This window comes from Variovorax ginsengisoli (assembly GCF_030486595.1).
Classification (GTDB): Bacteria; Pseudomonadota; Gammaproteobacteria; order Burkholderiales; family Burkholderiaceae_C; genus Variovorax; species Variovorax ginsengisoli_B.
Window position 1 is genome coordinate 122725 of record NZ_JAUJZH010000005.1, and the last position, 25776, is coordinate 148500.

The 25776-nt window shown below is 70.5% G+C and carries 22 protein-coding genes; 16 read left to right on the forward strand and 6 right to left on the reverse strand.

Annotated features, from left to right (window positions below; translation table 11 throughout):
• From QZH52_RS09010 to QZH52_RS09035, 6 genes are all read left to right on the forward strand, one after another.
• Positions 1-1602: an alkaline phosphatase family protein gene (locus tag QZH52_RS09010; RefSeq protein ID WP_301807076.1), complete on the forward strand. Its 1602-nt coding sequence runs from the start codon at positions 1-3 to the stop codon at positions 1600-1602.
• Positions 1603-1634: 32 nt separating this feature from the next.
• Entirely contained in the window at positions 1635-2606 is a 972-nt protein-coding gene (locus QZH52_RS09015) for a Bug family tripartite tricarboxylate transporter substrate binding protein (RefSeq protein ID WP_301807078.1), read from the forward strand.
• 7 nt (positions 2607-2613) lie between these two features.
• On the forward strand, positions 2614-3690 hold the full coding sequence (locus QZH52_RS09020) for a branched-chain amino acid ABC transporter permease (RefSeq protein ID WP_286534783.1): 1077 nt from the start codon (positions 2614-2616) through the stop codon (positions 3688-3690).
• The gene (locus tag QZH52_RS09025) at positions 3674-4546 is read left to right on the forward strand and encodes an intradiol ring-cleavage dioxygenase (RefSeq protein WP_301807083.1); all 873 of its coding nucleotides are present in this window, start codon (positions 3674-3676) and stop codon (positions 4544-4546) included. The genes QZH52_RS09020 and QZH52_RS09025 overlap by 17 nt, the downstream gene beginning before the upstream one ends.
• Before the next feature lie 17 nt (positions 4547-4563).
• Complete coding sequence (locus QZH52_RS09030; protein WP_286534781.1) at positions 4564-5331, forward strand: class I SAM-dependent methyltransferase; 768 nt, start codon at positions 4564-4566, stop codon at positions 5329-5331.
• A 173-nt stretch (positions 5332-5504) separates the two neighbouring features.
• The gene (locus QZH52_RS09035; protein ID WP_301807086.1) at positions 5505-8075 is read left to right on the forward strand and encodes an ATP-binding protein; all 2571 of its coding nucleotides are present in this window, start codon (positions 5505-5507) and stop codon (positions 8073-8075) included.
• On the opposite strand, the gene QZH52_RS09040 is transcribed toward QZH52_RS09035, so the two are convergent.
• On the reverse strand, positions 8056-11736 hold the full coding sequence (locus QZH52_RS09040) for an alpha/beta fold hydrolase (RefSeq protein WP_301807088.1): 3681 nt from the start codon (positions 11734-11736) through the stop codon (positions 8056-8058). The genes QZH52_RS09035 and QZH52_RS09040 overlap by 20 nt on opposite strands.
• Positions 11733-13208: a metallophosphoesterase gene (locus tag QZH52_RS09045; RefSeq protein ID WP_301807090.1), complete on the reverse strand. Its 1476-nt coding sequence runs from the start codon at positions 13206-13208 to the stop codon at positions 11733-11735. The genes QZH52_RS09040 and QZH52_RS09045 overlap by 4 nt, the downstream gene beginning before the upstream one ends.
• 196 nt (positions 13209-13404) lie before the next feature.
• On the opposite strand from QZH52_RS09045, the gene QZH52_RS09050 reads away from it, so the two are divergent.
• Complete coding sequence (locus QZH52_RS09050) at positions 13405-14052, forward strand: GNAT family N-acetyltransferase (protein ID WP_301807093.1); 648 nt, start codon at positions 13405-13407, stop codon at positions 14050-14052.
• Between the two features lie 11 nt (positions 14053-14063).
• Here the strand turns inward: QZH52_RS09050 and QZH52_RS09055 are convergent, their stop codons facing one another.
• The gene (locus QZH52_RS09055; protein ID WP_301807095.1) at positions 14064-15290 is read right to left on the reverse strand and encodes an ABC transporter substrate-binding protein; all 1227 of its coding nucleotides are present in this window, start codon (positions 15288-15290) and stop codon (positions 14064-14066) included.
• Between the two features lie 168 nt (positions 15291-15458).
• On the opposite strand from QZH52_RS09055, the gene QZH52_RS09060 reads away from it, so the two are divergent.
• Both QZH52_RS09060 and QZH52_RS09065 read left to right on the forward strand, forming a co-directional pair.
• On the forward strand, positions 15459-16808 hold the full coding sequence (locus tag QZH52_RS09060) for a TAXI family TRAP transporter solute-binding subunit (RefSeq protein WP_301807097.1): 1350 nt from the start codon (positions 15459-15461) through the stop codon (positions 16806-16808).
• A gap of 181 nt (positions 16809-16989) precedes the next feature.
• Positions 16990-17823, forward strand: coding sequence for a CsgG/HfaB family protein (locus tag QZH52_RS09065; RefSeq protein ID WP_301807467.1), 834 nt, complete (start codon positions 16990-16992; stop codon positions 17821-17823).
• A 23-nt stretch (positions 17824-17846) separates the two neighbouring features.
• On the opposite strand, the gene QZH52_RS09070 is transcribed toward QZH52_RS09065, so the two are convergent.
• Positions 17847-18632: an IclR family transcriptional regulator gene (locus QZH52_RS09070; RefSeq protein ID WP_301807098.1), complete on the reverse strand. Its 786-nt coding sequence runs from the start codon at positions 18630-18632 to the stop codon at positions 17847-17849.
• Between the two features lie 126 nt (positions 18633-18758).
• Here QZH52_RS09070 and QZH52_RS09075 point away from each other — a divergent pair, with 126 nt between their 5' ends.
• Genes QZH52_RS09075 through QZH52_RS09095 form a run of 5 tightly spaced genes read left to right on the forward strand, consistent with a single transcriptional unit; the run spans position 18759 to position 23182 of the window.
• Positions 18759-19460 carry a 3-oxoacid CoA-transferase subunit A gene (locus QZH52_RS09075; protein WP_301807100.1) on the forward strand — a complete coding sequence of 234 codons (702 nt, stop codon included), beginning with the start codon at positions 18759-18761 and terminating at the stop codon, positions 19458-19460.
• A 2-nt stretch (positions 19461-19462) separates the two neighbouring features.
• On the forward strand, positions 19463-20104 hold the full coding sequence (locus QZH52_RS09080; RefSeq protein ID WP_301807101.1) for a 3-oxoacid CoA-transferase subunit B: 642 nt from the start codon (positions 19463-19465) through the stop codon (positions 20102-20104).
• A gap of 21 nt (positions 20105-20125) precedes the next feature.
• Positions 20126-21331 carry a 3-oxoadipyl-CoA thiolase gene (gene pcaF / locus QZH52_RS09085; protein WP_301807103.1) on the forward strand — a complete coding sequence of 402 codons (1206 nt, stop codon included), beginning with the start codon at positions 20126-20128 and terminating at the stop codon, positions 21329-21331.
• Between the two features lie 58 nt (positions 21332-21389).
• A complete protein-coding gene (locus QZH52_RS09090) occupies positions 21390-22118 on the forward strand; it encodes an SDR family NAD(P)-dependent oxidoreductase (RefSeq protein ID WP_301807105.1) in 729 nt (242 codons plus the stop codon).
• Positions 22119-22171: 53 nt separating this feature from the next.
• Complete coding sequence (locus QZH52_RS09095; RefSeq protein WP_436411555.1) at positions 22172-23182, forward strand: Bug family tripartite tricarboxylate transporter substrate binding protein; 1011 nt, start codon at positions 22172-22174, stop codon at positions 23180-23182.
• On the opposite strand, the gene lhpI is transcribed toward QZH52_RS09095, so the two are convergent.
• A complete protein-coding gene (gene lhpI, locus QZH52_RS09100; protein ID WP_286534768.1) occupies positions 23179-24105 on the reverse strand; it encodes a bifunctional Delta(1)-pyrroline-2-carboxylate/Delta(1)-piperideine-2-carboxylate reductase in 927 nt (308 codons plus the stop codon). The two genes, QZH52_RS09095 and lhpI, sit on opposite strands and share 4 nt — an antisense overlap.
• 63 nt (positions 24106-24168) lie before the next feature.
• Here lhpI and QZH52_RS09105 point away from each other — a divergent pair, with 63 nt between their 5' ends.
• Positions 24169-24927 carry a sulfite exporter TauE/SafE family protein gene (locus QZH52_RS09105; protein WP_286534767.1) on the forward strand — a complete coding sequence of 253 codons (759 nt, stop codon included), beginning with the start codon at positions 24169-24171 and terminating at the stop codon, positions 24925-24927.
• A gap of 55 nt (positions 24928-24982) precedes the next feature.
• Positions 24983-25201 carry a hypothetical protein gene (locus QZH52_RS09110; protein ID WP_301807107.1) on the forward strand — a complete coding sequence of 73 codons (219 nt, stop codon included), beginning with the start codon at positions 24983-24985 and terminating at the stop codon, positions 25199-25201.
• A gap of 71 nt (positions 25202-25272) precedes the next feature.
• Here the strand turns inward: QZH52_RS09110 and QZH52_RS09115 are convergent, their stop codons facing one another.
• Entirely contained in the window at positions 25273-25755 is a 483-nt protein-coding gene (locus QZH52_RS09115; RefSeq protein ID WP_286534765.1) for a MarR family winged helix-turn-helix transcriptional regulator, read from the reverse strand.
• Between the last annotated feature and the right edge of the window lie 21 nt (positions 25756-25776).

The following is a 25776-nucleotide window of genomic DNA, read 5'->3' on the forward strand; positions in this document are numbered from 1 at the left end:
ATGACCGGAAATTCCTCCTCTTCCTCCCGCCCGCTGCGCAACGTGCTGTTCATCATGTGCGACCAGCTCCGCGCGGACTACCTCTCGTGCTATGGCCACCCGCGCCTGCACACGCCGAACATCGACGCGCTCGCGGCGCGCGGGGTTCGATTCGATCGCGCCTATGTGCAGGGCTCGGTCTGCGGCGCGTCGCGCATGTCGACCTACACCGGGCGCTATGTCAGCACGCACGGCGCGATGTGGAACTTCGTGCCGCTCTCGGTCGGACAGAAGACGCTCGGCGAGCATCTTCGGCCGCATGGCGTGCGGTGCTCGCTGGTCGGCAAGACGCATGTGGAAGCCGATCTCGAAGGCGCGAAGCGGCTCGGCATCGATGTCTCGCAAGGCGAAGGACGCCTCGCGATGGAAGGCGGCTTCGAGCCCTATGCCCGCGACGACGGCATCTGGCCGCCGGGCTTCAAGGTCAGCGGCAACGCCTACTGCGACTGGCTGCGCGAGCGCGGCTATGAGTCCGACAACCCGTGGCACGACTTCGCGAACTCGGGCCGGGGGCCGAACGGCGAGATCCTCAGCGGCTGGCAGATGCGCTGGGCCGACAAGCCCGCGGCGATCGAGGAGCCGCACAGCGAGACGCCCTACACGACCGACCGCGCGATCGACTTCATGAAGGAGGCCGGCGATACGCCGTGGGTGCTGCACCTGTCGTACATCAAGCCGCACTGGCCCTACGTCGTCCCTGCCCCGTATCACGAGATGTTCGGGCCCGACGACGTGCAGCCCGCCGTGCGCAGCGAAGCCGAGCGGCAGAACGCGCATCCGGTCCTCGAAGGCTTCCGTCGCGACACCGCGAGCGAGAGCTTCAGCCGCGACGAGGTGCGCCGCACCGTGATCCCGACCTACATGGGCCTGGTGAAACAGGTCGACGACCAGCTGGGCCGCCTGTTCGCCTTCATGCGCGCGCAGTGCCTGGACCGCGAGACGCTGGTCGTCTTCACCAGCGACCACGGCGACTACCTCGGCGACCACTGGCTCGGCGAGAAGGAGCTGTTCCACGAGCCGATCGTGCGCGTGCCGCTGATCGTGGCCGATCCGCGTGCGGAGGCCAATGCCACGCGCGGCACGGTCAGCGATGCGCTGGTGGAGTGCATCGACATCGTGCCGACGGTGCTCCAAGCGCTGGGCATCGAGCGGCCCTCGCAGTGGCTCGAAGGCGAATCGCTGCTGCCGCTGGTGCATGCGCATGACGGTGCGAAGGGCAAGGAGTTCGTCGTCTGCGAGAACAGCTACGCCTTCCGCGACGCGGTGCGCCTGCCCATCGGCCAGCCGGTCGACCGCTGCCACATGACGATGCTGCGCGATGCGCGCTGGAAGTTCGTGCACTTCGAGGACCTGCCGCCGATGCTGTTCGACCTGGAGTCCGATCCGCAGGAACTGGTCGATCTCGGGCGCGACCCGGCGCATGCGGCGGTGCGCGAGCAGATGCTCGCGCGTCTCTTCGCCTGGCTGCGCGCGCGCCATCGTTTTCCCACCATCGCGCCGGCTGCGATCGAGGCCTGGAACAGGCGCGAGCGAGAGGCCGGCATCTTGATCGGCGCGTGGTGAGCGCTGCGACGACAACCCACAACGGAGACATCATGCGTTTCATTGCCAGACCCCTGACCGTCGCGCTTGCCGCCGCTGCGATGCTGCCGCTCGGCGCCGCGGCCGCCGATGCGGCGTGGCCCACCAAGCCGGTGCGCCTCGTGGTCGCCTTTCCGGCCGGCGCGCCGGGCGACATCATTTCGCGCCTGATCCAGCCGAGCCTGCAGAAGGCGTTGGGCCAACCCGTGGTGGTCGACAACAAGCCCGGCGCCGGCGGCAACATCGGCATGCAGGAAGTGCTGCGCGCGAACGATATGCACACCGTGCTCGTGGGGCCGGACACGATGCTCACCATCAACCCCCATCTCTACAAGAAGCTGACGTTCAAGCCGATGGAGGACTTCGCGCCGGTGACGCAGCTCGCGAGCTTCAGCCAGGAGCTGGTGTGTCATCCCTCCGTCGGCGTGAAGACGCTGCCCGAACTGCTCGCCGCCGCGAAGAAGACGCCGATGAGCTATGCCTCGGGTGGTCCCGGCGTGCCCGGCCACATGGCGATGGAGATGCTGCTTTCGACGACCGGCGCGAGCATGCAGCATGTCGCTTATCGCGGGCCGAGCCCCGCAATGCAGGATGTGCTTGGCGGCGCGGTGCCCTGCGGCTTTCTCGCGTCGCCGGTGGTCGGTCCGCTGATCAAGGACGGCAAGCTGGTGCCGATCGTCGTGTCGGGCTCGAAGCGGCTTGCGAGCCAGCCTTCGGTGCCCACCGCCGCCGAGGCCGGCGCCAAGGGTTATGAGGCGAGCTTTGCCGAAATGATGGCGATGCCGCGCTCGACGCCACCGGCGGTGGTCGACCGTCTGCAAGTCGAGGTGGCGAAGGCGCTGGCCGCGCCCGAGGTGCGAGAGCGCCTCGCGACGCTCGACCTGGAGCCGCTCGCGAACACCCCCAAGGAGGCGGCACAGCGCCTGCAGACCGAGAGCCAGCGCTGGGCCAAGGTGGCCGAACGCATCAACCTGCAACTGGATTGAACTCGCCATGACGCCTCCGCTTCCCTTCACGGTCGAGCGCGCCACGGCGATGAGCCGCACGGCGGGCGTCGTCGGCGTCGTGCTGGCGGTGCTCGCCGCGAGCCTGCCGTTCTGGGGCGAATCGAGCTGGATGCGCGAGTTCGTCGAGATCGCCTGCTACTTCATCTTCGCGATGATGTGGAACCTGCTGGCGGGCTACGGCGGCATGGTGAGCATCGGGCAGCAGGCCTTCTTCGGCTTCGGCGGCTACGTGATGCTGATGCTGGGCAACTTCGCGGGTCTCAATCCGTTCGTCGCGATTCCGCTCGGCGCGCTGGCGGCGGGACTGATCGCGGTGCCGGTGTCCTTCGTCGCGTTCCGTCTCTCGGGCGGCTACTTCGCGATCGGCACCTGGGTGATCGCCGAAGTGTTCCGGCTCAGCTTCGCCAACGTGTCGGCGGTGGGCGGCGGCTCGGGAACCTCGCTCACCGCGCTGCGCGGCATCGACAAGGCGACCCGCGAGAGCACCACCTACTGGATGGCGCTGGCCTGCGTGGTGGCGGCGATCGCGCTGGTCTACCTGTTCCTGCGCAGCAAGCGCGGGCTGGCGCTGCTGGCGATCCGCGACAACGAGGTCGCGGCCGAGTCGCAGGGCATCCCGGTGGCGCGCATGAAGCTCGCGGTGTACGTGGTCGCGGCCTTCGGCGCCGGCCTGGCGGGGGCGCTCTATTTCGTCGGCAACCTGCGCATCAGCCCCGATGCCGCCTTCAGCGTCAACTGGACCGCCTTCGCGATCTTCATGGTGGTGATCGGCGGCATCGGCCGGATCGAGGGGCCGCTGGTCGGGGCCCTCATCTTCTGGGCGCTGAACAAGTTCCTGAGCGACTACGGCACCTGGTACCTGCTCGGGCTGGGCCTGCTGGCGATCGTCGTCACCATCTTCTTCAAGCAGGGCCTGTGGGGCTATGCGCAGCAGCGCTGGGGCTGGTCGCTGTTCCCGACCCAGCGGCGGCTGGCAGTGCATGATGCGCCGGTCCCGAAACGTTCGATGCCCCTCAGACGTCCCACCGACCTGGAGCTCCATCCCCATGCGAAACATCAATGAACACACCATCACGGCCGCCGTGCTCGAGCGCATGGCGGACTGCGAGAACCCCCGGCTGAAGGAGATCATGTCGGCGCTGGTGCGCCACATGCACGACTTCGCCCGCGAGGTGAAGCTCACCGAGGCCGAGTGGGCCGCCGGCATCGAGTTCCTGACCGCGACCGGGCAGAAGTGCGATGGCAAGCGGCAGGAGTTCATCCTGCTGTCCGACACGCTGGGCCTGTCGATGCTGACCGTGGCCATGAACCATGCCAAGAGCGCCCAGGCCACCGAGGCCACCGTGTTCGGCCCCTTCCACGTCCAGGGCGCGCCCCGGCTCCCGCTCGGCGGTGACATCTCGGGCGGCGCTGCCGGCGAGCCGCTGTTCGTGCGGGCCGTGGTGCGCGGGCGCGACGGCGAGCCGGTGGCCGATGCCGAGGTCGATGTCTGGGAGGCCGACGCCGAAGGCTTCTACGACGTCCAGCGGACGGGCCTCGACCGGCCGCAGGGCCGCGCCGTCTTCCGCACCGATGGCGAGGGCCGGCTGTGGTTCCGCGGCGTGATGCCCGTGGCCTATCCGATCCCCACCGATGGCCCGGTCGGCGTGATGCTGCGGGCCACCAAGCGCCATCCGTGGCGCCCCGCGCATGTCCACTTCATGATACAGGCGCCGGGCTACGAGACGCTGATCACGCACGTGTTCCGCGACGGCGACCGCTACCTCGACAGCGATGCCGTGTTCGGCGTGCGCAGCTCCCTGATCGGCGACTTCGCCTCGCACCCGGCCGGCGCCGGGCCCGACGGCAGCGTGCTGTCGACGCCGTTCCACACGCTGAATTTCGATTTCGTGCTGGAGCCGGCGGCGGTGGCCGGGTGAATGGCCATAATGGACCGATGCAAAGTCCTGGCTCGCCGCACCCTTCGCCCGAGGCGCTCGCGCCGCACACGCCGCTGCCGGCCTACTACGCCGACGAGGCGGAGCACGAGCAGTTCCTGCGCCGGATCTTCGACGACACCGCGCCCGACTACGACCGCATCGAACGGGTGCTCGCCTTCGGCTCGGGCCCCTGGTACCGGCGCTCGGCACTGCAGCGCGGCGGCCTCGCGGCGGGCGCGCAGGTGCTCGACGTCGGCATCGGCACCGGGCTGGTGGCGCGCGAGGCGCTGGCGCTGATCGGCCCGCAGGGGCAGCTGGTCGGTGTCGATCCGAGCCCCGGGATGATGGGCCAGGTGGCGCTGCCGGGCGTGACGCTGGTGCGCGGCCGGGCCGAGGCGCTGCCGCGGCCCGATGCCAGCAGCGACTTCATCAGCATGGGCTACGCGCTGCGCCACATCGCCGACGTCAATGCGGCCTTCGCCGAGTTCTTCCGGGTGCTGCGCCCGGGCGGGCGGCTGCTGGTGCTCGAGATCACCAAGCCCTCGGGCCGGGTCGGAACGGCCGTGCTCAAGGGCTACATGCGCGGCGTGGTTCCGCTGATCGCCAAGGTGGTGGCGCGGGGGCAGGACACGGCCGAACTGTGGCGCTACTACTGGGACACGATCGAGGCCTGCATCGCGCCTGAATCGGTGCTGGCCGCGCTGCGCGCCGCCGGTTTCCAGGACGTCAAGCGACACGTCGAACTCGGCATTTTTTCCGAGTACAGCGCATTCAAGCCGGCTTGAGCCAGCGCCGTCGGGCGCAGGTGCCCGGACAATGATGTGCAGGATCGCGCAATCAGTTACAAACCCAGCCTGGCGGGCGGGACATGCGCGCCCTCGAACAGGAGCGGACATGGCAGTCGGAATCGGGATGGGCACGGTGCGCGGCACCGGAGGCGGGGTGACCGGGGTGGCGGATGCAGGCCACTGAGTCGGTCTATCGCTTCGACCATGCCGAACTGAATCCCGCCAGCCGCGAACTGCGGGTCGGCGGCGAGCCGGTCCAGCTCGGCGCCCGTGCTTTCGACGTGCTGCTGGCGCTGGTCACCCACCGCGAGCGCATGCTGACCAAGAACGAGTTGCTCGACCTCGTCTGGCCCAACCTGGTGGTCGAGGAAAACAATCTCCAGGTGCAGGTCAGCGCGCTGCGCAAGCTGCTTGGCGCCAAGGCCATCGTGACGGTGCCGGGCCGCGGCTATCGCTTCGCCGCTGCGCTGGACGACGCGCCCGCCGCCGACCGGACGGCGGCCCGGGCCGCGGTCGCGCCGCCGTCCGTGGCGCTGCCCTCCGAATTCGGCAACCTGCCGGTCGGCTTGCCGCCGTTGCTGGGGCGCGACCAGGACCTGGCGCAGCTGCGCGGCCTGGTGCGCGAGCATCGGCTGGTCAGCCTGCTGGGCGCGGGCGGCATCGGCAAGACCAGCCTGGCGCTGGCGCTGGCCCGCGACCTGGCGCACCGCTTCCGCGATGGTGCCTGGATGGTCGAGCTGGCCCATGTCTCGGACCCCGGCGCCGTACCGGGCGCGGCGGCGCGCGCGTTGCGCATCGGCCTGCCCGGCCACGCCGACCCGGCGCGCGAGCTGGCCGAACGCCTGCGCGGGCGCGAACTGCTGCTGCTGGACAACTGCGAACACCTGATCGAGCCGGTCGCGGCGCTGGTCGGCCAGCTGGGGGCGGCGCTGCCCGAGCTGCACATCCTGGTCACCAGCCAGGAGCCGCTGCGGCTGTCGGCCGAGCGCTCGATGCGCCTCGGCACGCTGGCCGTGCCGGCCGACGCCGAGGTCGCCGACGCCGCGGCGCACGGCGCGGTGGCGCTGTTCGCCGCCCGGGTCGCTGCGGTGCAGCCGGGCTTCCGGCTCGACGCCTCGAACCTCGAGGCGGTGGTGGCCATCTGCCGCGCGCTCGACGGCATGCCGCTGGCCCTGGAGCTCGCGGCCGCCCGGGTGCCGCTGCTGGGCGTGCCGGGGGTGCGGCAGCACCTGGGCCAGCGCCTGCGGATCCTCAACAACGGCGCCCGCGACGCACCGTCGCGCCATCGCACCCTGCGCGCCACGCTCGACTGGAGCCATGCGCTGCTGAGCCCGCTCGAGCGCACGGTGTTCCGCCGGCTCGGTGTCTTCGTCGGCGGCTTCGGGCTCGAGCTGGCGCAGCAGGTGGCGGCCGACGACGGCATCGATGCCTGGGCCGTGGTCGACCTGCTCGGCAACCTGATCGACAAGTCGATGGTGGTGCTGGAGGCCGGTGCCACGCCACGCTACCGCCTGCTGGAGAGCGCCCGCGCCTATGCCCGGGAGCAGCTCGAGGCGGCCGGCGAATGGGAGCGCCTGCGGGCCTGGCATGCGCGCTGCATGCGGGCGGCGATCGACCGTCCGGAGCGCGCCGGGTGCATGGGCTTCGAAACCATGGACCAGTGGGTGATGACCTGCATCCCCGAGGTCGACAACCTGCGCAGCGCGATCGAATGGGCTTGCGGCGAGCGCGGCGACCCGGCGCTGGCGCTCGAGCTGGTGAACACCGCCGCGGTGCTCATGTACCAGGCCGGTCGCTACGGCGAGGGCGTGCGCTGGATGCGCATGGCCGAACCGCTGGTCGATGCGCGCACCGCCCCTTTCGTGGTGGCGGATTTCTGCGGTGGGCTGGCCATGATCGGCCTGCACGGCGGGGTCAACGCCCAGGAGCGGGAGAAGCTGCTCGAGCGCTCCCGCGCCATCTTCGAGCAGGAGCAGGCCCACGGCCGGCTGGTGATCGCCCTGTGCATGAGCGCCTACGTGTCGGCCGTGACCGCCGACTTCGAGAGCGCCGAGCGCCACCTGGCGCAGGGACGCGCGCTGATCGAAGCGCCGGCGATGCACGGCTTCCGCGGCCTCTGGCTCTACAACTGCGGCATGGTCCGGCGCTACCAGGGCCGCACCGAGGAGGCGCTGGCCGCCTTCGCCCAGGCGCTGCCGCTGGTGCGCAGCGGCGGCGATGCCCGCACCCGGTTCTACGTGCTCAACAACCTGGCGGCGCTGCACCAGGAGATCGGCCACATCGACGAGGCGGTCGACCAGTTCCGCGCCGTGATCGAGCATCTGCGCCGCTCGCCGCTGACCGATGCCCAGATGCTGGCCTTCGCCCACAACTGGTACGCCCATGCCCTCACGGTGCAGGGCTCGCTGGCCGAGGCGCAGGCCCAGGTCATGCTGAGCCTGCCGCAGTGCCGGCGCACGCTGGGCATCCGGCACTTCTCCGGCATGCTGGCGCTGTTGGCGGCGCGCCAGGGACGGCTGCGCGATGCCGCGCTGCTGATCGGCTGCGACGACGCGGCGAGGGCCCGCCGCGGCGAGGTGCGCAGCCGGGCCGATACCCGCATGCTCGAGGCCACGCTGGCGCTGGTCGGCGTCGTTCACCCGCCGTCCGAGCTGGCGGCGTGGCGCCTCGAAGGCGCCGGCCTCGACGAGGACGCCGCGATCGGGCTGGCCTCGGCCGGCCTCAGCGCGCTGCCGGGCTGACACTTTCGAGCTGCGCGATCAGCGTCGGGAAGACGTCGCGCGCGGCGTTGCGGCCGACGAACAGGTCCATGTGGGCGTAGCCTTCGAACACATGGCGGGTGTAGAGCGACGGGTCGTTCAGCCGCGACAGCCAGGCCTGGGTCCGCAGGCTGCCCTCCGGGAAGAACAACTGGTTGTCGGCCCCGGCCACGAAGCAGATCGGCAGCGCCAGCCGCGGCGCGTTGGCCGGCGTGACATACACATCCCGGCCCGCGCTGTCGACCGCCTTGGCGCGCTGCATGATCAGGCTCAGGTGCTCGAAGGGATGCAGCGCCACGCTGCCGAACATCTCCGCCAGCGCGGTGTGGGTGGCGTGGTTGAGCTGCGCGTGCGCATAAGACGCACCGAAGATCGAGAACACGCGATGGCACAGCGGGTTGTTGCACTGCTCGCCGTCCGGCACCGGCACCTTGAAGGCCAGGGTGTCGATCTCGCGGTCGAGCTCGGTGCTGCCGGGCACGCTGTCGAAGCGGCCGTCGAGCGGGGCGTAGCTTTCGAGCACGCGGGCCAGGCCGATGTCGGCCTTGGCATCGTTGAGCCAGCCCGTGACCGGGTGCAGCGTGAGCTGCGAGGACACCAGCGAGCGCACGCCGGTCATGCCGTCCAGCAGCGCCATCAGCAGGCTCATCGAGCCGACGCAGTGGGCGATCGCCTGCAGGTCGGCGGCGCCGGTGGCCTGCAGGATGAAGCGCACCGCGGCCGGCCAGTCGGTGCGCGCGATGTCGTCGATCGTGTAGGGCGCGATCGGGCTGCCGGAATCGGGGCTGGCCCGGTAGTCGAACAACCAGACGTCGTAGCCGCGCGCGCACAGCGCCTCGACCAGGTTCTGGTCCACCGTGTCGGTCGCGAACGACGAGGCCCGGACCGAGAAGCCCGGCGCCAGCACCACCGGCCCGAGCGTGCCGCCGGCGTAGCGCGTGAGCCTGATCCTGAAGCCGTCGCCGACCTCGACGCTGTGTGCCACCGGCGCCGGCGCGCGAAGGGCGCGGCGCGGCAGCTGCGCCAGGTCGAGCGCCGGGAAGTTGTGCAGGTCGGCCAGCAGCCCGCCGTAGGCCCGGAACAGCGTCATGCCGAAGAAGGCGCCGAAGCGGGCGAGGTAGGCGCTGGCAATGGCGCGCTCGGCCGCCGGTACATGCGCTTCGAGCACGCCGGGGAGGCTGGCCGGCGGCTTGACCTCGACCGTCGAGGCCTGCCACAGCAGGTCCTCGAGGTCGAGCGTGAGGATGCCCTGGGCCACCATCCGTCCGGCCATGCCGTCGCCGTCGTAGACCCGCACGAACAGCGTGGTGGTGTCGGTCCAGGGCGATGCGCCGGGCCGCTGGTGCAGCACCTTGTGGCCCTTGAAGCGCAGCCGCGAGTCGCCGCGCCGCAGCACCATCTCGTAGGTCATGGTCCAGGTCTCGACCCGCTGCGCATCGGCCGGCAGCAGGTGGAAGACGCCGCTGGCCACCGGCATCGGCTCGCTCCACAGCGCCGGACAGGTCACGCTGCCGGAAATGGTGGCCGGGTGGGTCGGGTCCGACACCATCTGGTGGAGGTCGGCGGTGTGGATCGTGAGGTCGAAGCGCATCGCCTGGCCCCGGGCCTTGCCCCAGGCGCAGGCGACCTCGTAGTCGCTCGCCAGCCGCTGCTGCGGGCCGGTGCGCGGCAGCACCGCGTCGGTACTGATCCAGCCGTGCATGGTCTCGGTGAACTGGAAGCTCGGGCTCAGCAGCGCCGGGTCCTTGCGGATGAGCGCGCCGATCGCCTCCTTGGCGAGTTCGACGGCGCCGGCCTCGACCTTGTCGATGGCTCGCCGCAGCAGGCCCGATGGCGGCGCCCCGGCGCCGGTCGACGCCGGCATCGGTCCGCGCGGCGCCATCCCGAGGTCCAGGGTCCAGCCGCGCCGGTCGCACAGCAGCTGGCAGGCACGCTCGGCCAGCGCGCTGATCGTCAGCAGCGGATTGACGCCCGCCGCGCCCGGCAGCACCGCGCCGTCGCAGACCAGCAGCCCCTCGTGCACCGCCTGCCCGTCGCGCCCCGCGAACACCCGGCCCTGGTGGTCGACCACGCCGTCGGCCGCGCTGTCGCCCATGCCGCAGCCGCCCAGCGGATGCACGGTGATCAGCTTGTGGCCGAGCGGCTCGCTCCACAGCGGGTTCGGAATGAACTGGCCCTGGACCGCCTCGTTGGCGGCCCGCAGCCACTGGTGGTCCTTGGCGATCACCGGGCGGGTGCCGGCGCCCGGCCAGTCGATGCGCAGCCGGTCGTCCTGCAGGTGCAGGCGGCCGCCGGCATCGTCCACGCTCATCACCAGGTAGGTCTGGGTGCGCGCCACTGCGCCGCCGTAGGCCGCCGCCGCCAGCTCGCCGGGGTGCTGCACCGCCTCGCCCATCGCCTGCGCATCCTGCAGGCGCGACTTGGCCTGGGCCGCGCCGTAGGCGAATTCGCCGCCGGTCATGGCGTCGGCGAAGAACAGGGCGGGCGTCAGCATCGACGCCAGGGCGCCGGGGATCACTCCTTCCTCGATCACCAGGCCGTCGCCGACCTCGGGCGCATCGCGCAGGTCGATCACGCCGGTGATGCAGGGCCCGGGCAGGTCGGCCGGGGCCAGCTTGTTGCGGCCGGTGCCGACGCCGTTGATCGGGCTGCGGACCGTGTTGCCGGCGGCGCCGGTGCTGGCCTGCCAGTCGTTGTCGTAGCCCAGCGCCAGCACGTCGCCGTTGCCCGAGAAGCGCGTGCCCAGCCGGTCCGACAGCGCCAGCCCGCGTTCCCTGGAGCGCAGCAGGATCTCGGTCGAGCCGAGCGCGCCGGCGCCGAGCATCACGATGTCGGCCGTCACGCTGCGCGGCGCGTCCGCCGCCGGCGCGCGCTCGCCGCGCAGCGCCACCGGGTCGAAGACCACGCGCCAGCGCTCGCCATCGCGCTCGACGTGGCTGACCCGGGCGCCGGTGAAGATCTCGGCGCCGTGGTTCGCCGCATCCGGCAGGTAGTTCATCAAGGTCGTGTTCTTGGCGCCGACGTTGCAGCCGCTGGTGCAGTCGCCGCACAAGGTGCAGCGCGGCTGCGGGACGCCGAAGGGGTTCAGCTGGTCGGCGAAGTTGACCGCGATCGGCGGCCGCTCGAACGGGCGCTTCATCGCCCGGGCCGACTTCTCCAGCGCCTGCAGCTTGTTCAGCGGCGGGTAGTCGTCGGGGTAGGGTGAAGGGTCGAGCATCCGCCGCGCACGCGCGATGTAGGGGTCGAGCAGGGCCGGGTCGTTGCGGAACGGCGCCGGCCAGGGCGTGGCCTCGAACAGCCGGGGGTCGATCTCGAGTGCGACGTTGGCGTTGATCAGCGAAGTGCCGCCGAGGCCGCAGCCGACCATCGCGAGCATGTCGTCGTTGAGGTGCAGGTTGTAGAGGCCGTCGGCGGCGCCGAGCTTGCCGCGGGCGCCGTCGACCTGCATGTCGGCCCGGGCGCCGGCCATGTCGTCCGGGTAGTCGCCGGGCAGTATTTCGCGGCCGCGTTCGAGCACGCAGACCGACTGGCCGGCGCGCGCCAGTCGCGAGGCGGCGACGCCGGCGCCGTAGCCGGAGCCGACCACGACCACCGTGTAGTGAGAGGCCAGCTCGGACAGCGGTCGGGCGATTCGCTTCATCATGGGGCGGTCGCCGGGTTGCGGCCGGGAACGTGGAAGAACTTGTCGAGCAGCCGGGCGGCGTGCGCCTCGGTGGCCGTCTGCGCCGAGCGCGAGAAGGCCTGCCAGGCAGGCGCCGTGCGTTCGATCCCGGCGGCCAGGGCGGCCAGCATCGGGTTGTCGCGGTCGCCGAAGCCGCCCACGCCCTGCGCCTGCACCGGGGCCATGCGGCCGTTGACCGGGTCGTTGAAGAGCCGCAGCGAGGCGAGGTTCAGGGCCTCGTCGATGAACACCGCCGCGGCCCCCTGGGTCGAGGTCATGGTCGGCTGGTCCATGACCCAGCCGCCGGTATTGAAGACGCGCACGGGCCGGTCGAAACCCGCCACCGGCAGTTCGTCCTGGAACGGCTTGTGGGTGTGGCCGAAGACGAAGGCGAGATCGAGGCCGGACGGTTCCAGGCCGGCGCGCTCGAGCTCCAGCTTGACCGGGCCCGACAGGAACCAGCGCAGGTCGGCGACGTCGGCGGCGGTCATCAGGGCGAGGTAGCTGTCGCGCTGCGACTCGGCGCCCCGGCCCAGCGTCGCGTCGAGCGGGCCGAGCAGCAGCTGGTCGAGCGTGATGCCCTGCACCATCGGCATGCTGCCGCTGAGGCCGAAGCGCGTGCCGAGCCGGGCCACCAGCAGGGCCGACAGGCGTTGCGCGAAGCGCTGCGAGGCACCGCCGTCGCGCATGACCTCGTACAGCGTCGTTGCCGCCGTGCCGGTGAGCCCGGCGCTGCCGAGGTCCGACCAGAGGAAATCGACCCAGGCGCCGTTGCGCGCTTCGAGCTGAGCCATCGTGGCCGGGCCGCGGCCGTGGAGACCCGGCGCCTGGGCATCGAGCGCGGAGACCAGGCGGTACATCGGGTCGACGTAGTGGCCGTGGTGCAGCACCACGCAGCGCCGACGCCCGGCGTCGATCAGGCCGAGGTTGGGATAGGCGATCTCGACCCGGGTCTCGCTCAGCGCCGGATGGCGGTGGATCAGGCCGGTCAGCATCGGCGACGGGATGCCGCTGGCATCGGGATCCTGGAACAGCGCCGTGTGGGCGATCAGGTCGCTCTCGATGCGGCCCTCGCGCAGGCTGTCCTGGAAGTGCTGGTCCTGGGCGATGCGCCACAGGTGGTGGTCGTGGTTGCCCGGCACGCACAGCACGCGCGGCGCGAACAGCGGCCGGTCGCCATCGAGCATCACGGCCCGGACGAAACAGTCAAAGGCGGCCGCGACGCTGCCCATCGGCGACAGGCCCATGTCGAGCACGTCACCGAGCAGGACCAACGTCGGCGGCGGCCCGTCGCCGAGCGCGGGCAGCAGTTGCCGCAGCGCCTGGCCCAGGGCCGTCAGCGTGGGGCTGGGCCGGGTCGGGTCGGGACGGCCTTCGGCGTCGGTCGAGGTGAGGGTGCTGTAGCCGGCGCCGAGATGCAGGTCGGAAAGGCAGACGTAGCGGGGGGTGCTCAAGGCGGGGCTCCTGGTGATGTGCGACTGTGCCTGCTGGCGCGCGCGGCGTCCTGAAGCCGTCCTGAAGCGTCCTGAATCTCCCGCGCGAGCGCAAGGGCAGGCGTGCGCATTCAGCACGCTTCAGGACGCCTTAAGGACGGGCGGGCTGGCCGGCGCGAAGCTCGGGACTCCCTTTCACCAGCCCCGCCGAAACGCCATGCGCCAAGTGCCCACCTCTCCCGCCGTCGCCATCGCCGCGTCGCTGCGCGCGGTCGGTCATCCGCGCAGCGCGACCTTGCGCAACGGCGCGCCGGCACGGATCCGGCCGCTGCGCACCGAAGATGCCCAGCGCTTCGGCGCCTTTGTCGGCCAGCTGTCGGAGGGGTCGCGCGGTTGCCGCTTCCATGCCGGCATCGGCGACTGCGAACCGGCCGCGCTGCAGCAACTGGTCAGCGTCGACGGCGTGCGCCAGGTGGCCCTGGTCGCCACCTTGCCGCTGGTCGACGGCGAGGCGCTCATCGGCGAGGCCCGCTATTGGGTCGGCGAGCCGCCGGGCAGCGCCGAACTGGCGATCGCCGTCGCCGATGCCTGGCAGCGCCAGGGCGTGGCCGACCACCTGATCGACTGCCTGCTCGAAGCGGCCCGCGACGCCGGCCTGCGCCGGCTGTACGGCGACGTGCTGGCGTCCCACACCGGGCTGATCGGCTTCCTGCACCGGATGGGCTTCCAGACCTGCGCCCAGGGACCCGGCGGTGGCCTGCTGCGCCTGGAGCGCGGCGTGGCACCGCGGCCGCCGCAGCCGGAGCGGCGCCCGCTGGGCGCCCTGCGCCGCTGGCTGGCCGGCCCGTTCGTGCCGCGGCCCTAGCGCAGCCACGCCTACAGCCCACCGGCTGCCTGCTTGCGCTGCACGATGCGGTTGCGGGTCGCGTCCTCCGCATGGGCGAAAGTGACCTGCCCGTTCTTCACCGTGCCGACGACCAGCATGTTGGCGCTCAGCGCTTCCTTGTCCTGGCTGCCGAAGGGCTTGTCGTAGGTGGTCACGACGCCGTAGTAGGGGCGCTTGGGCGCTTCGAGCGCCGCCTTGATGCCGGGCCCGTCGAGCCGGTCGCCGGGCAGGCTCAGCACCGCGTGGGCCAGCAGGTAGGTGGCGTCGTAGGCTTGCGCGGCGGCCATCGGCACCGGGATGCGCGGCCCTTCGAACTTGCGCGCATAGCGCGCGAGGAAGGTGGCGCGCCGCTCGTTGGTCGGCTCGGCGACGAAGCTCAGTGCCATCAGCGAGCCTTCGGCGGCCTCCTTGGCGCCGTCGATGAAGAGCGGGAACGACAAGGCCCAGGCGCCGACCTGGGGCACCTTCCAGCCCAGCGCGTGGCGGCCCTTGGCGATCACCGCGTTCTGCGGCGCGATCGTGTAGATGAAGATCACGTCGGCACCGGCCTTGCGCGCCTCCTTCAGCTGCTCGGTCACGTCGGTCACGCCGAGGTCGAAGCGCCCGACATAGGCCGGCTCCAGCCCCTTCTTCGCCAGCGCACGGCGCACGTCCTGCAGCCCGCCTTCGCCGTAGCCGGTGGTGTCGGCGAAGACCGCCACCCGGGTCCAGCCGCGGGCCACGATCTCGTCGACCATGAAGGGCGCCTGGATCGCGTCGGGCGGCGCGTTGCGGAAGATGTAGCTTTCGGCCGGCGGGAACCGGGTCGTCACCGGCGTGCCGGTGGTGCACGGAACGATCAGCGGCGTCCGGCTGGCCTGGAAGACGTCGATCGACTTCATCGCCACGCCGGTGTTGCAGAAGCCGATAGTGGCGATCACCTTCTCCCGGACCAGCTCCTGCGAAAGCTTGAGCCCGAGCTCCGGGTTGGCCTGGTCGTCTTTGATCACCAGTTCGAGCGGCCGCCCCAGGTAGCCGCCGAAGGAGTTGATCTCGTCGATCGCCAGCTTCACGCCGTTGAGCATCGGCAGGCCGAAATCGGCCGAGGGGCCGCTCAGCGGACCGATCACGCCGATGCGGATGGCCCCGGTGGTGCCCGGCGTGGCCTGCGCGCCGGCGGGGGCGGCGAGCGCCAGGGAGGCGAGTGCGAAGACGAGTGCGAAGACGGCGCTTTTCATGTCTCTGTCCTTTGTTCTGTGGTGGATTCGGCCGGGCGCATCGTGAGGGCCGGGTCGGCGCCGGAGGTCCGTGTTTGTCCGGGGTGCGATGCGGTTCCGGGCGCGATTCCGTGCGGTTTTGCACGGGCAGGCGGCAGAATCGGGCACCTTCACCCCCAGCGCCCCGGCATGAAGCCCCCCACCTTGCCCGTCCTGCCCACCGGCCGCCGCCTGCTGTACTGGCTCCTCGGCGTCGCCGTCCTGACCGCGCTGGGCTGGGCGATCGTGGGCGACATCAGCCCGGCACCGCCGCGTTCGCTGGCGATGACCACCGGCGTGCCCGACGGCGCCTACCACCGCTTCGGCGAGCGCTACCAGGAGATCCTGCGCGCCAACGGCATCCGGCTCGAGCTGCGGCCCTCGAGCGGCGGTGTCGAGAACCTGCAGCGGCTCAACGAAGGAACCGTGTCGGTGGGCTTCGTGCAGGGCGGCACCGGCCTGCTGGCGCAGGACCCCGACGCGCCGCCCGAGGCGACGCCGCTGAGATCGCTGGCCACCGTCGCCTTCGAGCCGGTCTGGATCTTCAGCACCGCCATCGACCTGTCCAGCGGCCTCGGGCCGCTGGCCGGCAAGCGCATCGCGGTCGGCGTTCCCGGCAGCGGCAACTTCAAGGTCGCGACCGAGCTGCTGGCGGTCTACGGCGTGACGGACGGCGGCGCGCCGGCCACCCGCTTCGTCAGCGAAGGCGGCATGGCGGCGGCCGACCTGCTGACCCGCGGCGAGGTCGACGCGGCCATCATGATCGCCGCGCCGGAGGCGCCCGCGGTGCAGCGGCTGCTCGCCGACAGCAGCGTGCGGCTGGCTTCGCTGGACCATGTGCAGGGGCTTGCACGGCGCTTTCCGTTCTTCCAGCCCGTGACCTTGAAGCGCGGTTCGGTCGACCCGAAGCGCGACCTGCCGCCCCAGGACATCCAGCTGCTCGCAACCACCGCCAACCTGGTGGTGCGCGACGAACTGCATCCGGCGCTCGCCTACCTGCTGCTCGAGGCGGCGCGCCAGGTGCACCGGCAACCCAGCATCATCAGCCGGCCCGGCGAATTCCCGAGCCCGACCGGCACCGATTTCCCGCTCTCGACCCAGGCCGAGCGTTACTTCAAGAACGGCCGCCCGTTCCTGCAGAACTACCTCCCGTTCTGGGCCGCGAACTATGCGCAGCGGCTGCTGCTGCTGCTGGTGCCGCTGGCGGCGATCCTGGTGCCGCTGGTCCGCGTGCTGCCGGAGCTGATCGGCTGGCGCCGCCGCAGCCGCCTGTACCGCCGCTATGGCGAACTCAAGTTCCTTGAGCAGGACCTGGCCTCGCGCAAGCTCGACGACGAGGAGCGCCGCGAGGCCCGGGCGCAGCTCGACCGGATCGAGGAGGAGGTCGTCCAGACCAAGTTCCCGCTCGATTTCACCGACCGGGTCTACACGCTGCGCCAGCACGTGGACTATGTGCGGGCGCAGCTGCGGCGGCAGAGCGAGCCGGACGCGAAGGACTGAATCGGACTTGTCCTGGAGAAGATCGGGACGCTTCTCGCAGACCTGCAGGGGCTGCCTTCATAGACTGCCGAGCGCCTCAGAGGCTGGCCCTCGGCCTGAGCCTTCCCTGCATTTCGTCTCCCTCCAGTTCAATGATCCTCACTCGACTTCCGCCTGCCGCCGTCATGGCCGCCTCTTCGCGCTGGCCGGCTGCCAGACCACCGACATGCAGATGGGCAGCCAGTCGGCCAAGACCGTGGCCACCGGCAGCGCCGCGGGCGGCAGCAGCAGCGGCGCGAGCAGCCAGCTCGAGCGATGCGACTCGCCGTTGGGCACGGTCTCGCTGGTCGAGAACCAGTCGGCCGGTTGGTACACCATCCTGCGCGACCAGTACAAGCTGCCGCCCACGGCCAACCTGCTGCGCCTGCTGGTGCAGCAGTCGAACTGCTTCATCGTCGTCGAGCGCAGCGCCGCCGGCATGAACGCGATGGGCCGCGAGCGGGCGCTGATGGATGGCGGCGAGATGCGCGGCGGCAGCAATTTCGGCAAGGGCCAGATGGTCGCCTCCGACTACGGCATGACACCCGAGGTCATCTTCAACAACAACGATGCCGGCGGCGCCGGCGCCGCGATCGGCGGCCTGGTCGGCGGTCGCTACTCCGGCTTGATCGGCGCCATCGGCGGCAGCCTGAAGACCAAGGAAGCCTCCACCCTGCTGACCTTGATCGACAACCGCTCGGGCGTGCAGATCGCGGCCTCCGAAGGCAGCGCATCGAAGACCGATTTCGGCGGCTTCGGTGCCCTCGGCGGCATGAGCGGTGCCGGCGGCCTCGGTGGCTACACCCGGACCGCCGAAGGCAAGGTGATCGCGGCCGCCTTCATGGACGCCTTCAACCAGATGGTCGTCTCGCTGCGCGACTACAAGGCGCAGACCGTACAGGGACAGGGCCTGGGCGGCGGCGGCCGGCTGGGCGTCGACGGCGCGGCTGCCCCGTCGCAGACCTCGGCACCCGGCGCCAGGCGCCGACACAAGTAGGCGCAGCCCCGCGCGGCCTCGCTTCAGAGCAGGCGCGAGATTTCCCGCGCCGCGGCCAGCAGCGCCGGCAGCATGCTGTCCTGCATCACCTTGGCGCTGGTCCGGTTGGCCTGGCCGCTGATGTTGAGCGCCGCCACGGTGCGGCCGGCGCGATCGACGATCGGCGCGGCGATCGAGATCAGTCCTTCCTCCAGCTCCTGGTTCACCAGGCACCAGCCCTGCCGCCGTGCCTGCGCCACCTTGGCGAGCAGCGCGCCCACATCGGTCACCGTGTGCTTGGTGAAGGCTTCGCGCGGCGAGGCCTCGAGCCGCGCACGTCGTTCGTCTTCGTCGAGGTCGGCCAGCAGCAGCCGTCCCATCGAGGTGCAGAAGGCCGGCAGCCGCGAGCCGACGCCCAGGCTGATGCGCATGATCTTGTGGGTCGGCACCCGCAGCACGTAGACGATGTCGGTGGCATCGAGCACCGCCGCCGAACACGATTCCTGCACCTGCTGCACCAGCGCCTCCATCACCGGCTCGGCGCGGTTCCAGATCGGCATCGACGACAGGTAGGCAAATCCGAGATCGAGGATTCGCGGCGTCAGCGCGAAGAGCTTGCCGTCGCTCGTCACATAGCCAAGCGTCTGCAAGGTCAGCAGGATGCGGCGCGCGCCGGCCCGGGTCAGCCCGGTGGCGGCCGCCACCTCGCTCAGGGTCTGCCGCGGCGCGCCGGCGCTGAACGATCGGATCACCTGCAGGCCGCGGGCAAAGGACTGCACGTAGCTGTCCCCGGGGGCCGGGACGGAGGGGGATTGCTGATGTGTTGCCATGCGGGGTGGATTTCTCTAGAATTCATTATACGAACAGATGTTCGGCATGCGAACAAATTTGACGGCCATCGAAGTCATTCCGGTGGCCGGGTTCGTCCTTCTTCTTCCACTCCGGGGACAGATTCCATGATCGACAAGATCGCACGCTCGGTCGCCGACGCCATGGCCGGCATCCAGGACGGCGCCACGGTGCTGATCGGCGGCTTCGGCACCGCCGGCATTCCGAACGAACTGATCGACGGCCTGATCGAGCAGGGCGCCACCGACCTCACGGTGGTCAACAACAACGCGGGCAACGGCGAGACCGGCCTGGCGGCGCTGCTGAAGGCGGGCCGGGTGCGCAAGATCATCTGCAGCTTTCCGCGCCAGGCCGACAGCCAGGTGTTCGACGGCCTCTATCGCGCCGGCAAGGTCGAGCTCGAATTGGTGCCGCAGGGCAACCTGGCCGAGCGCATCCGGGCCGCCGGCGCGGGCATCGGCGCCTTCTTCTGCCCGACCGGCTTCGGCACCCAGCTGGCCGGCGACCGCGAGACCCGCGTGATCGACGGCAAGAACCATGTGCTCGAATACCCGATCCGCGGCGACGTGGCGCTGATCAAGGCCGAGCAGGGCGACCGCTGGGGCAACCTGGTCTACCGCAAGGCAGCGCGCAACTTCGGCCCGGTGATGGCGATGGCCGCGGCGCGCACCATCGCGACGGTGCACGAGATCGTCGAACTCGGCGCGCTGGACCCGGAGCACATCGTCACGCCGGGCATCTTCGTCCACCAGATCGTCAAGATCGACCGCGTCGCCACCGAGGCCGGCGGTTTCAGGAAGGCCGCTTGAACATGAGCTACCAACGCCGCACCAAGGACCAGCTGGCCGCCCGCGTGGCCCAGGACATCTTCGACGGCGCCGTCGTCAACCTCGGCATCGGCCAGCCGACCCTGGTCGCGAACCACCTGCCGGCCGGCCGCGAGGTCATCCTGCACAGCGAGAACGGCATCCTCGGCATGGGTCCGGCACCGGCCGCCGGCAAAGAGGACTTCGACCTGATCAACGCCGGCAAGCAGCCGGTCACGCTGCTCGCCGGCGGCGCCTTCTTCCACCATGCCGACAGCTTCGCGATGATGCGCGGCGGCCATCTCGACATCTGCGTGCTCGGCGCCTTCCAGGTCTCGGCCACCGGCGACCTCGCCAACTGGAGCACCGGCGAGGAGGGCGCGATCCCGGCCGTCGGCGGCGCCATGGACCTGGCCATCGGCGCCCGCCAGACCTGGGTCATGATGGACCTGCTCACCAAGAAGGGCGAGAGCAAGGTCGTCGCCCAGTGCAGCTATCCGCTGACCGGCCTCGGCTGCGTGAAACGGGTCTATTCCGACCTTGCTACGCTCGAATGCACGCCCGCCGGCCTGCGGCTGATCGACAAGGTCGACGGCCTCGGCCATGCGGAACTCGAAGAACTGGTCGGCCTGCCGATCGCCATCTGAACCCACTGCGGAGACATCACCATGAGCCAGCAAGCCTTCATCTGCGACGCCGTTCGCACCCCCTTCGGCCGCTACGGCGGCGCCCTCTCGAGCGTGCGCACCGACGACCTCGGCGCGGTGCCGCTCAAGGCCCTGATGGAACGCAACAAGAACGTCGACTGGCAGGCGGTCAGCGACGTGCTCTACGGCTGCGCCAACCAGGCCGGCGAGGACAACCGCAACGTCGCGCGCATGGCCGCGCTGCTGGCCGGCCTGCCGATCGAGGTCGGCGGCGGCACCATCAACCGCCTGTGCGGCTCGGGCCTCGATGCCGTGGGGACGGCGGCGCGCGCGATCAAGGCCGGCGAGTCCGGCCTGATGATCGCCGGCGGCGTCGAGAGCATGAGCCGCGCGCCTTTCGTGATGCCCAAGGCGGAAAGCGCCTTCAGCCGCAACAACGCGGTCTACGACACCACCATCGGCTGGCGCTTCGTCAACAAGCTCATGAAGGCGCAGTACGGCGTCGACTCGATGCCCGAGACCGCCGAGAACGTCGCCACCGACTACAAGATCGAGCGCGAGGCGCAAGACCGGATGGCGCTGGCGTCGCAGCAGCGCGCCGTGGCGGCCCAGAAGTCGGGCTTCTTCGACAGCGAGATCGTGCCGGTCAGCGTGGCGCAGAAGAAGGGCGACCCGGTCATCGTCAACAAGGACGAGCATCCGCGCGAGACCAGCCTCGAGGCGCTGGCCAAGCTCAAGGGCGTGGTGCGCCCCGACGGCACCGTCACCGCCGGCAATGCCAGCGGCGTCAACGACGGTGCGGTGGCGCTGCTGCTGGCGGATGAAGCCAGCGCCGCGAAGCACGGCCTGACGCCGCGCGCCCGCGTGGTCGGCATGGCGACCGCCGGCGTGGCGCCGCGCATCATGGGCATCGGCCCAGCACCGGCGACCCAGAAGGTGCTGCAGCTCACCGGCCTGAAGCTCGACCAGATCGACGTCATCGAACTCAACGAGGCCTTCGCCGCCCAGGGGCTGGCGGTGCTGCGCCTGCTCGGGCTCAAGGACGACGACGCGCGCGTCAACATCAACGGCGGCGCGATCGCACTGGGCCATCCGCTGGGCGCCAGCGGTGCGCGGCTGGCCACCACCGCGATCAACCAGCTGCACAAGGGCGGCGGCCGCTATGCGCTGTGCACGATGTGCATCGGCGTCGGCCAGGGCATCGCGCTGATCCTCGAACGCGTCTGAGCGCGTTCGCCCCCGGAGCCGCGCTCGCGCGGCCCGCATTGAAAGTTCTGGAAGCAAGATGAGTCAACAAGAAGCCGCCCTGGTCACGGGCGGCAGCTCCGGCATTGGCCGGGCCACCTGCGAGGCACTGCTCGCCCAAGGACGCACCGTCGTCAATCTCGACTACAAGAAGCCCGACTGGGGCCATGAGCGTCTGGTGTCCTTCCAGGCCGACCTGACGCAGGAAGCGCAGACGCAGGCGGTCGCGCACGAAATCACCTCGGCCTATGCCGTGACGGCGCTGGTCAACAACGCGGGCGCGACGCGGCCCGGCACGATCGACACGGCCTCGATGGCCGACCTCGACTACGTCGTCGGCCTGCACTTCAAGGCCAGCATGATCCTGATCCAGGCGGCGCTGCCCGCGCTGCGCGCCTCGGGCCGGGGCCGGATCGTGAACGTGTCGTCGCGCGCGGCGCTGGGCAAGCCCGAGCGCATCGTCTACTCGGCCACCAAGGCCGGCATGATCGGCCTCACGCGCACGCTGGCGATGGAACTCGGCGGCGACGGCATCACGGTCAATGCGGTGGCGCCCGGTCCGATCGCGACCGAGCTGTTCCGCCAGAGCAACCCCGAAGGCGCACCGCAGACCCGCCGCATCATCGACAGCATCGTCGTGAAGCGGCTCGGCACCGTGGACGACGTGGCCCGCGCCACGATGTTCTTCCTGTCGCCCGACAACGGATTCGTCACCGGCCAGGTGCTGTACGTGTGCGGCGGCACCACGCTGGGCGTCGCACCGGTCTGATCCGGACGCCGTCCCTCTCGATTCTTCCTTTTCCCAGTTCTCCAAGGTTTCCCATGTCCCGTTTCCCTTCCGACGCCGCGCTCACGCGCCGCAGCTTCGCCATGGCCGCCGTGGCTGCCACCGCCGTCCTGGCGATGGCGCCTCTCGCCGTCCACGCCCAGGCCGCGTTCCCCAGCAAGCCCATCACGATCATCGTGCCGTTCTCGGCCGGTGGCACCACCGACATCCTGGCCCGCGTGGTCGGCCTGTACATGAGCCGCGATCTCGGCCAGCCAGTCGTGGTGGACAACCGGGCCGGCGCCGGCGGCAACATCGGCGGCCAGGCGGCGGCACGCTCGCCGGCCGACGGCTACACGCTGTTCATGGGCACCGTGGGCACGCACGCGATCAACCAGAGCCTCTACAAGAAGATGCCTTTCGATCCGATCAAGGACTTCGCGCCGCTCACGCGCGTGGCCATGGTGCCGAACCTGCTGGTGGCCAATCCGTCGCAGCCCTTCAAGAGCGTGAAGGAAATGATCGCCTACGCGAAGGCCAACCCGGGCAAGATCAACTTCGGTTCGTCGGGCAACGGCAGCTCCATCCACCTGTCGGGCGAGCTCTTCAAGCAGATGGCCGGTGTCGACATGCAGCACGTTCCGTACCGCGGCAGCGCGCCCGCGGTGTCGGACCTGCTCGGCGGCCAGATCGCGATCATGTTCGACAACATGCCTTCGGCCATTCCGCACGTGAAGGGCGGCAAGTTGCGCGCCCTGGCCGTGACCACGGCCAAGCGCTCGCCGGCGCTGCCCGACGTGCCGACCATCGCCGAAGCCGGCGTGCCCGGCTATGAAGCCACCTCGTGGTTCGGCCTGCTGGCCCCGGCGGGCACGCCGGCGCCGGTTGTCGCCAAGCTCAATGCGTCCATCCTCAAGGCACTGGCCGATCCGGAAGTGAAGAAGAAGCTGGCCGAGCAGGGCGCCGAGCCCCATGGCGAGAAGCCGGAGCAGTTCGCGGCCTTCATCGAGAGCGAGACGCTCAAGTGGGGCAAGGTCGTGAAGGAATCGGGCGCCAGCCTCGACTAAGCCTGCCAGACGAGTGTCGCGGCGGCGAGGTCTTCCAGCGCGCTGCCGACGGCCTTGAAGACCGTGCGCTCGGCGGCCGAGCGGCGTCCCTGCCGCTCGCCCCGGCACAGCTGCGCCAGCGTGCCCTGGATCGTCGCCAGCGACACCGCGCCGGCGGCGATGGCGTCGAGCAGGTCGCCGGCCTTGGTCGGGGCCTCGTCGGTGTCGATGTAGACGCGGGCGCCGGCGAAGCAGGCCGCATCGGCCTCTTTCATCGCCGGCGTGAAGCTGCCGATCAGGTCGAGGTGGCTGCCCGGCGCCAGCCATTCCCCGCGCACCAGCGGCGCGGTCGCGAGCGTCGCGCAACTGACGATGTCGGCGGCCGCCACGGCCGTCGCGAGATCGTCGACCGGCTGCGCGTCCCAGCCCGCTTGGCGCCATTCCGCGGCCAGGGCCTGCGCGCCTTCGGGGCGGTGGTTCCACAGCCGGACTTCGCGGATCGGCCGCACGCTCGCGTGGGCGGCCGGCAGCAGGCGCGCCACCCGGCCGGTGCCCAGCACCAGCAGCCTCGAAGCCTCCTCGCGGGCGAGAAAGGCCGCGCCCAGCGCCGAGGCGGCCGCGGTCCGGTGGGCGGTGATCTCGTTGCCGTCGAGCTGCGCCAGCGGCACCCCCGTGTGGGCGTCGTAGAGCACGTAGGTCGCGTGCAGCCCCGGCAGGCCGCGCGCGCCGTTGCCCGGAAAGATGTTGATCGTCTTGATGCCGAGGAAGCCGGCCTCGCTCCAGGCCGGCATGATCAGCACGGTGCCGCGGTCGTCGCCCGCGGCGACCGAATGCACGTGGCGCGGCGGCACCGTCGCTTCGCGCGCGAAGGCCTCGCGCAGCGCCGGCACCAGGCCTTCGAAGGCGAGGTGGCGACGGGTCTGGTCGGCGTCGATGATCTTCATGGCGGGCGTTGGAAGCGTGCGTGGACAATGTAGCGCCCAGGCACCCGACTCTTCCCCCTCGTTTTGAATTTCCCGATCATCACCGACCCGCAGTTCTATGCGGTCGCCGTTCCCGCCGTGCTGCTGCTCGGCGTCAGCAAGAGCGGCTTCGGCGCCGGCTTCGGCTCCCTCGCCGTCCCCTTCATGGCGCTGGTGGTCAGCGTGCCGCAGGCCGCCGCCATCCTCATGCCGGTCCTGCTGCTGATGGACCTGCTGGGCCTGGCGGCCTTCCGCCGCGACTTCGATCCGCGGCTGCTGCGCTTCCTCATTCCGTGCGGGCTGCTGGGAACCGTGATCGGGGCCTTGCTCTTCAAGGCGCTTCCGGCGCACACGGTGGCGGGCATCGTCGGCGTCTTCACGCTGCTGTTCCTGGCCCAGCGCCTGCTGTTCCCGCCGCGCCCGAACGATCCCATGCCTTCGAAGCTGGGCGGCGCGCTGCTGAGCACCATCAGCGGCTTCACCAGCTTCATCGCCCATGCCGGCGGGCCTCCGGTCAACGCCTACGTGATTCCGCTGCGGCTCACGCCGGTGGTCTACACGGCGACGATGGCCTACTTCTTCTTCGTCGTGAACCTGAGCAAATGGGTGCCTTATGCCTGGCTGGGCCTGCTCGACTGGCGCAACATGGCGACCTCGGTGGTGCTGCTGCCGATCGCGCCGCTGGGCGTGTGGGTGGGCATTCGCATCGCGCGCCGCATCGATCCGGTCTGGTTCTACCGCTTCGTCTACCTCGGCATGCTGCTGACGGGCCTCAAGCTCAGCTGGGATGGCTTCCTGGCTTGATGTAAGGCAAACCTCTACGATTGCCGACGCCGCGCGCGATGGGCAGAATTTCGGCATGTCCGATCCGTCGACCGCACCCGGCACCCTGCAGGACGAGGAGCTCCAGAGCCTCGCGACCGAGTGGCGCATGCGCGCGATGCAGGGCGACCAGCTGGCGCATCGCATGGCTCGGGCCCTCGAAGCCGAGCAGCGCCGCCGGATCCGCGATTCGGGCCTGCAGATCCTGGTGCCCGAGGCCTCGCGCGCCACGACGCCTTGGTGGAAGTTCTGGTGATCTGCCGCAACTAGTCAGTTGAGGACAGAGCAAAAACCGCTGCGCAGTTTCTTGGTCTGGTCCCGCAAAGTTCAGTGATAGATCTTCTGCAGCAGCCTGATCAGCGTCTCGCGCTCGCGCTGCGTGAGGCGGGCGCTGGTGTCGGCCTCGAGCTGCATCACGGTCTGTTCGGCCTCGCGCACCAGCTGTTCGCCGGCCGGTGTCAGGTGCAGGCCGATCGCACGGCCGTCATGCGGATGCGGCCGGCGCTCGATCAGGCCGCGGCTGTCCATCGAGGCGATCAGGCTCACCAGGTTGGGCGGCAGGATGTCGAGCGTCGAGCACAGCTGGCGGGAGGTCGCGCCCGGGTTGTGCGCCAGCAGCGACAGCACCGAGAAATCGGCCTGCTTGAGTCCGTAGGGCGCCATGCGTTCTGCGAACACCTCGGTCACGACCAGCCAGGCGCGGCGTGCGTTGTAGCCGACGAAGGTCTCCAGCACGCGGGTGTCGAGGCGGTCGGGGCGCGCCGCTGGGCCGTGCGTGGCGGATGGGGTTTTCTTGCGCGAAACTGCCATGGTGCAAGCGTAACCGGCTTG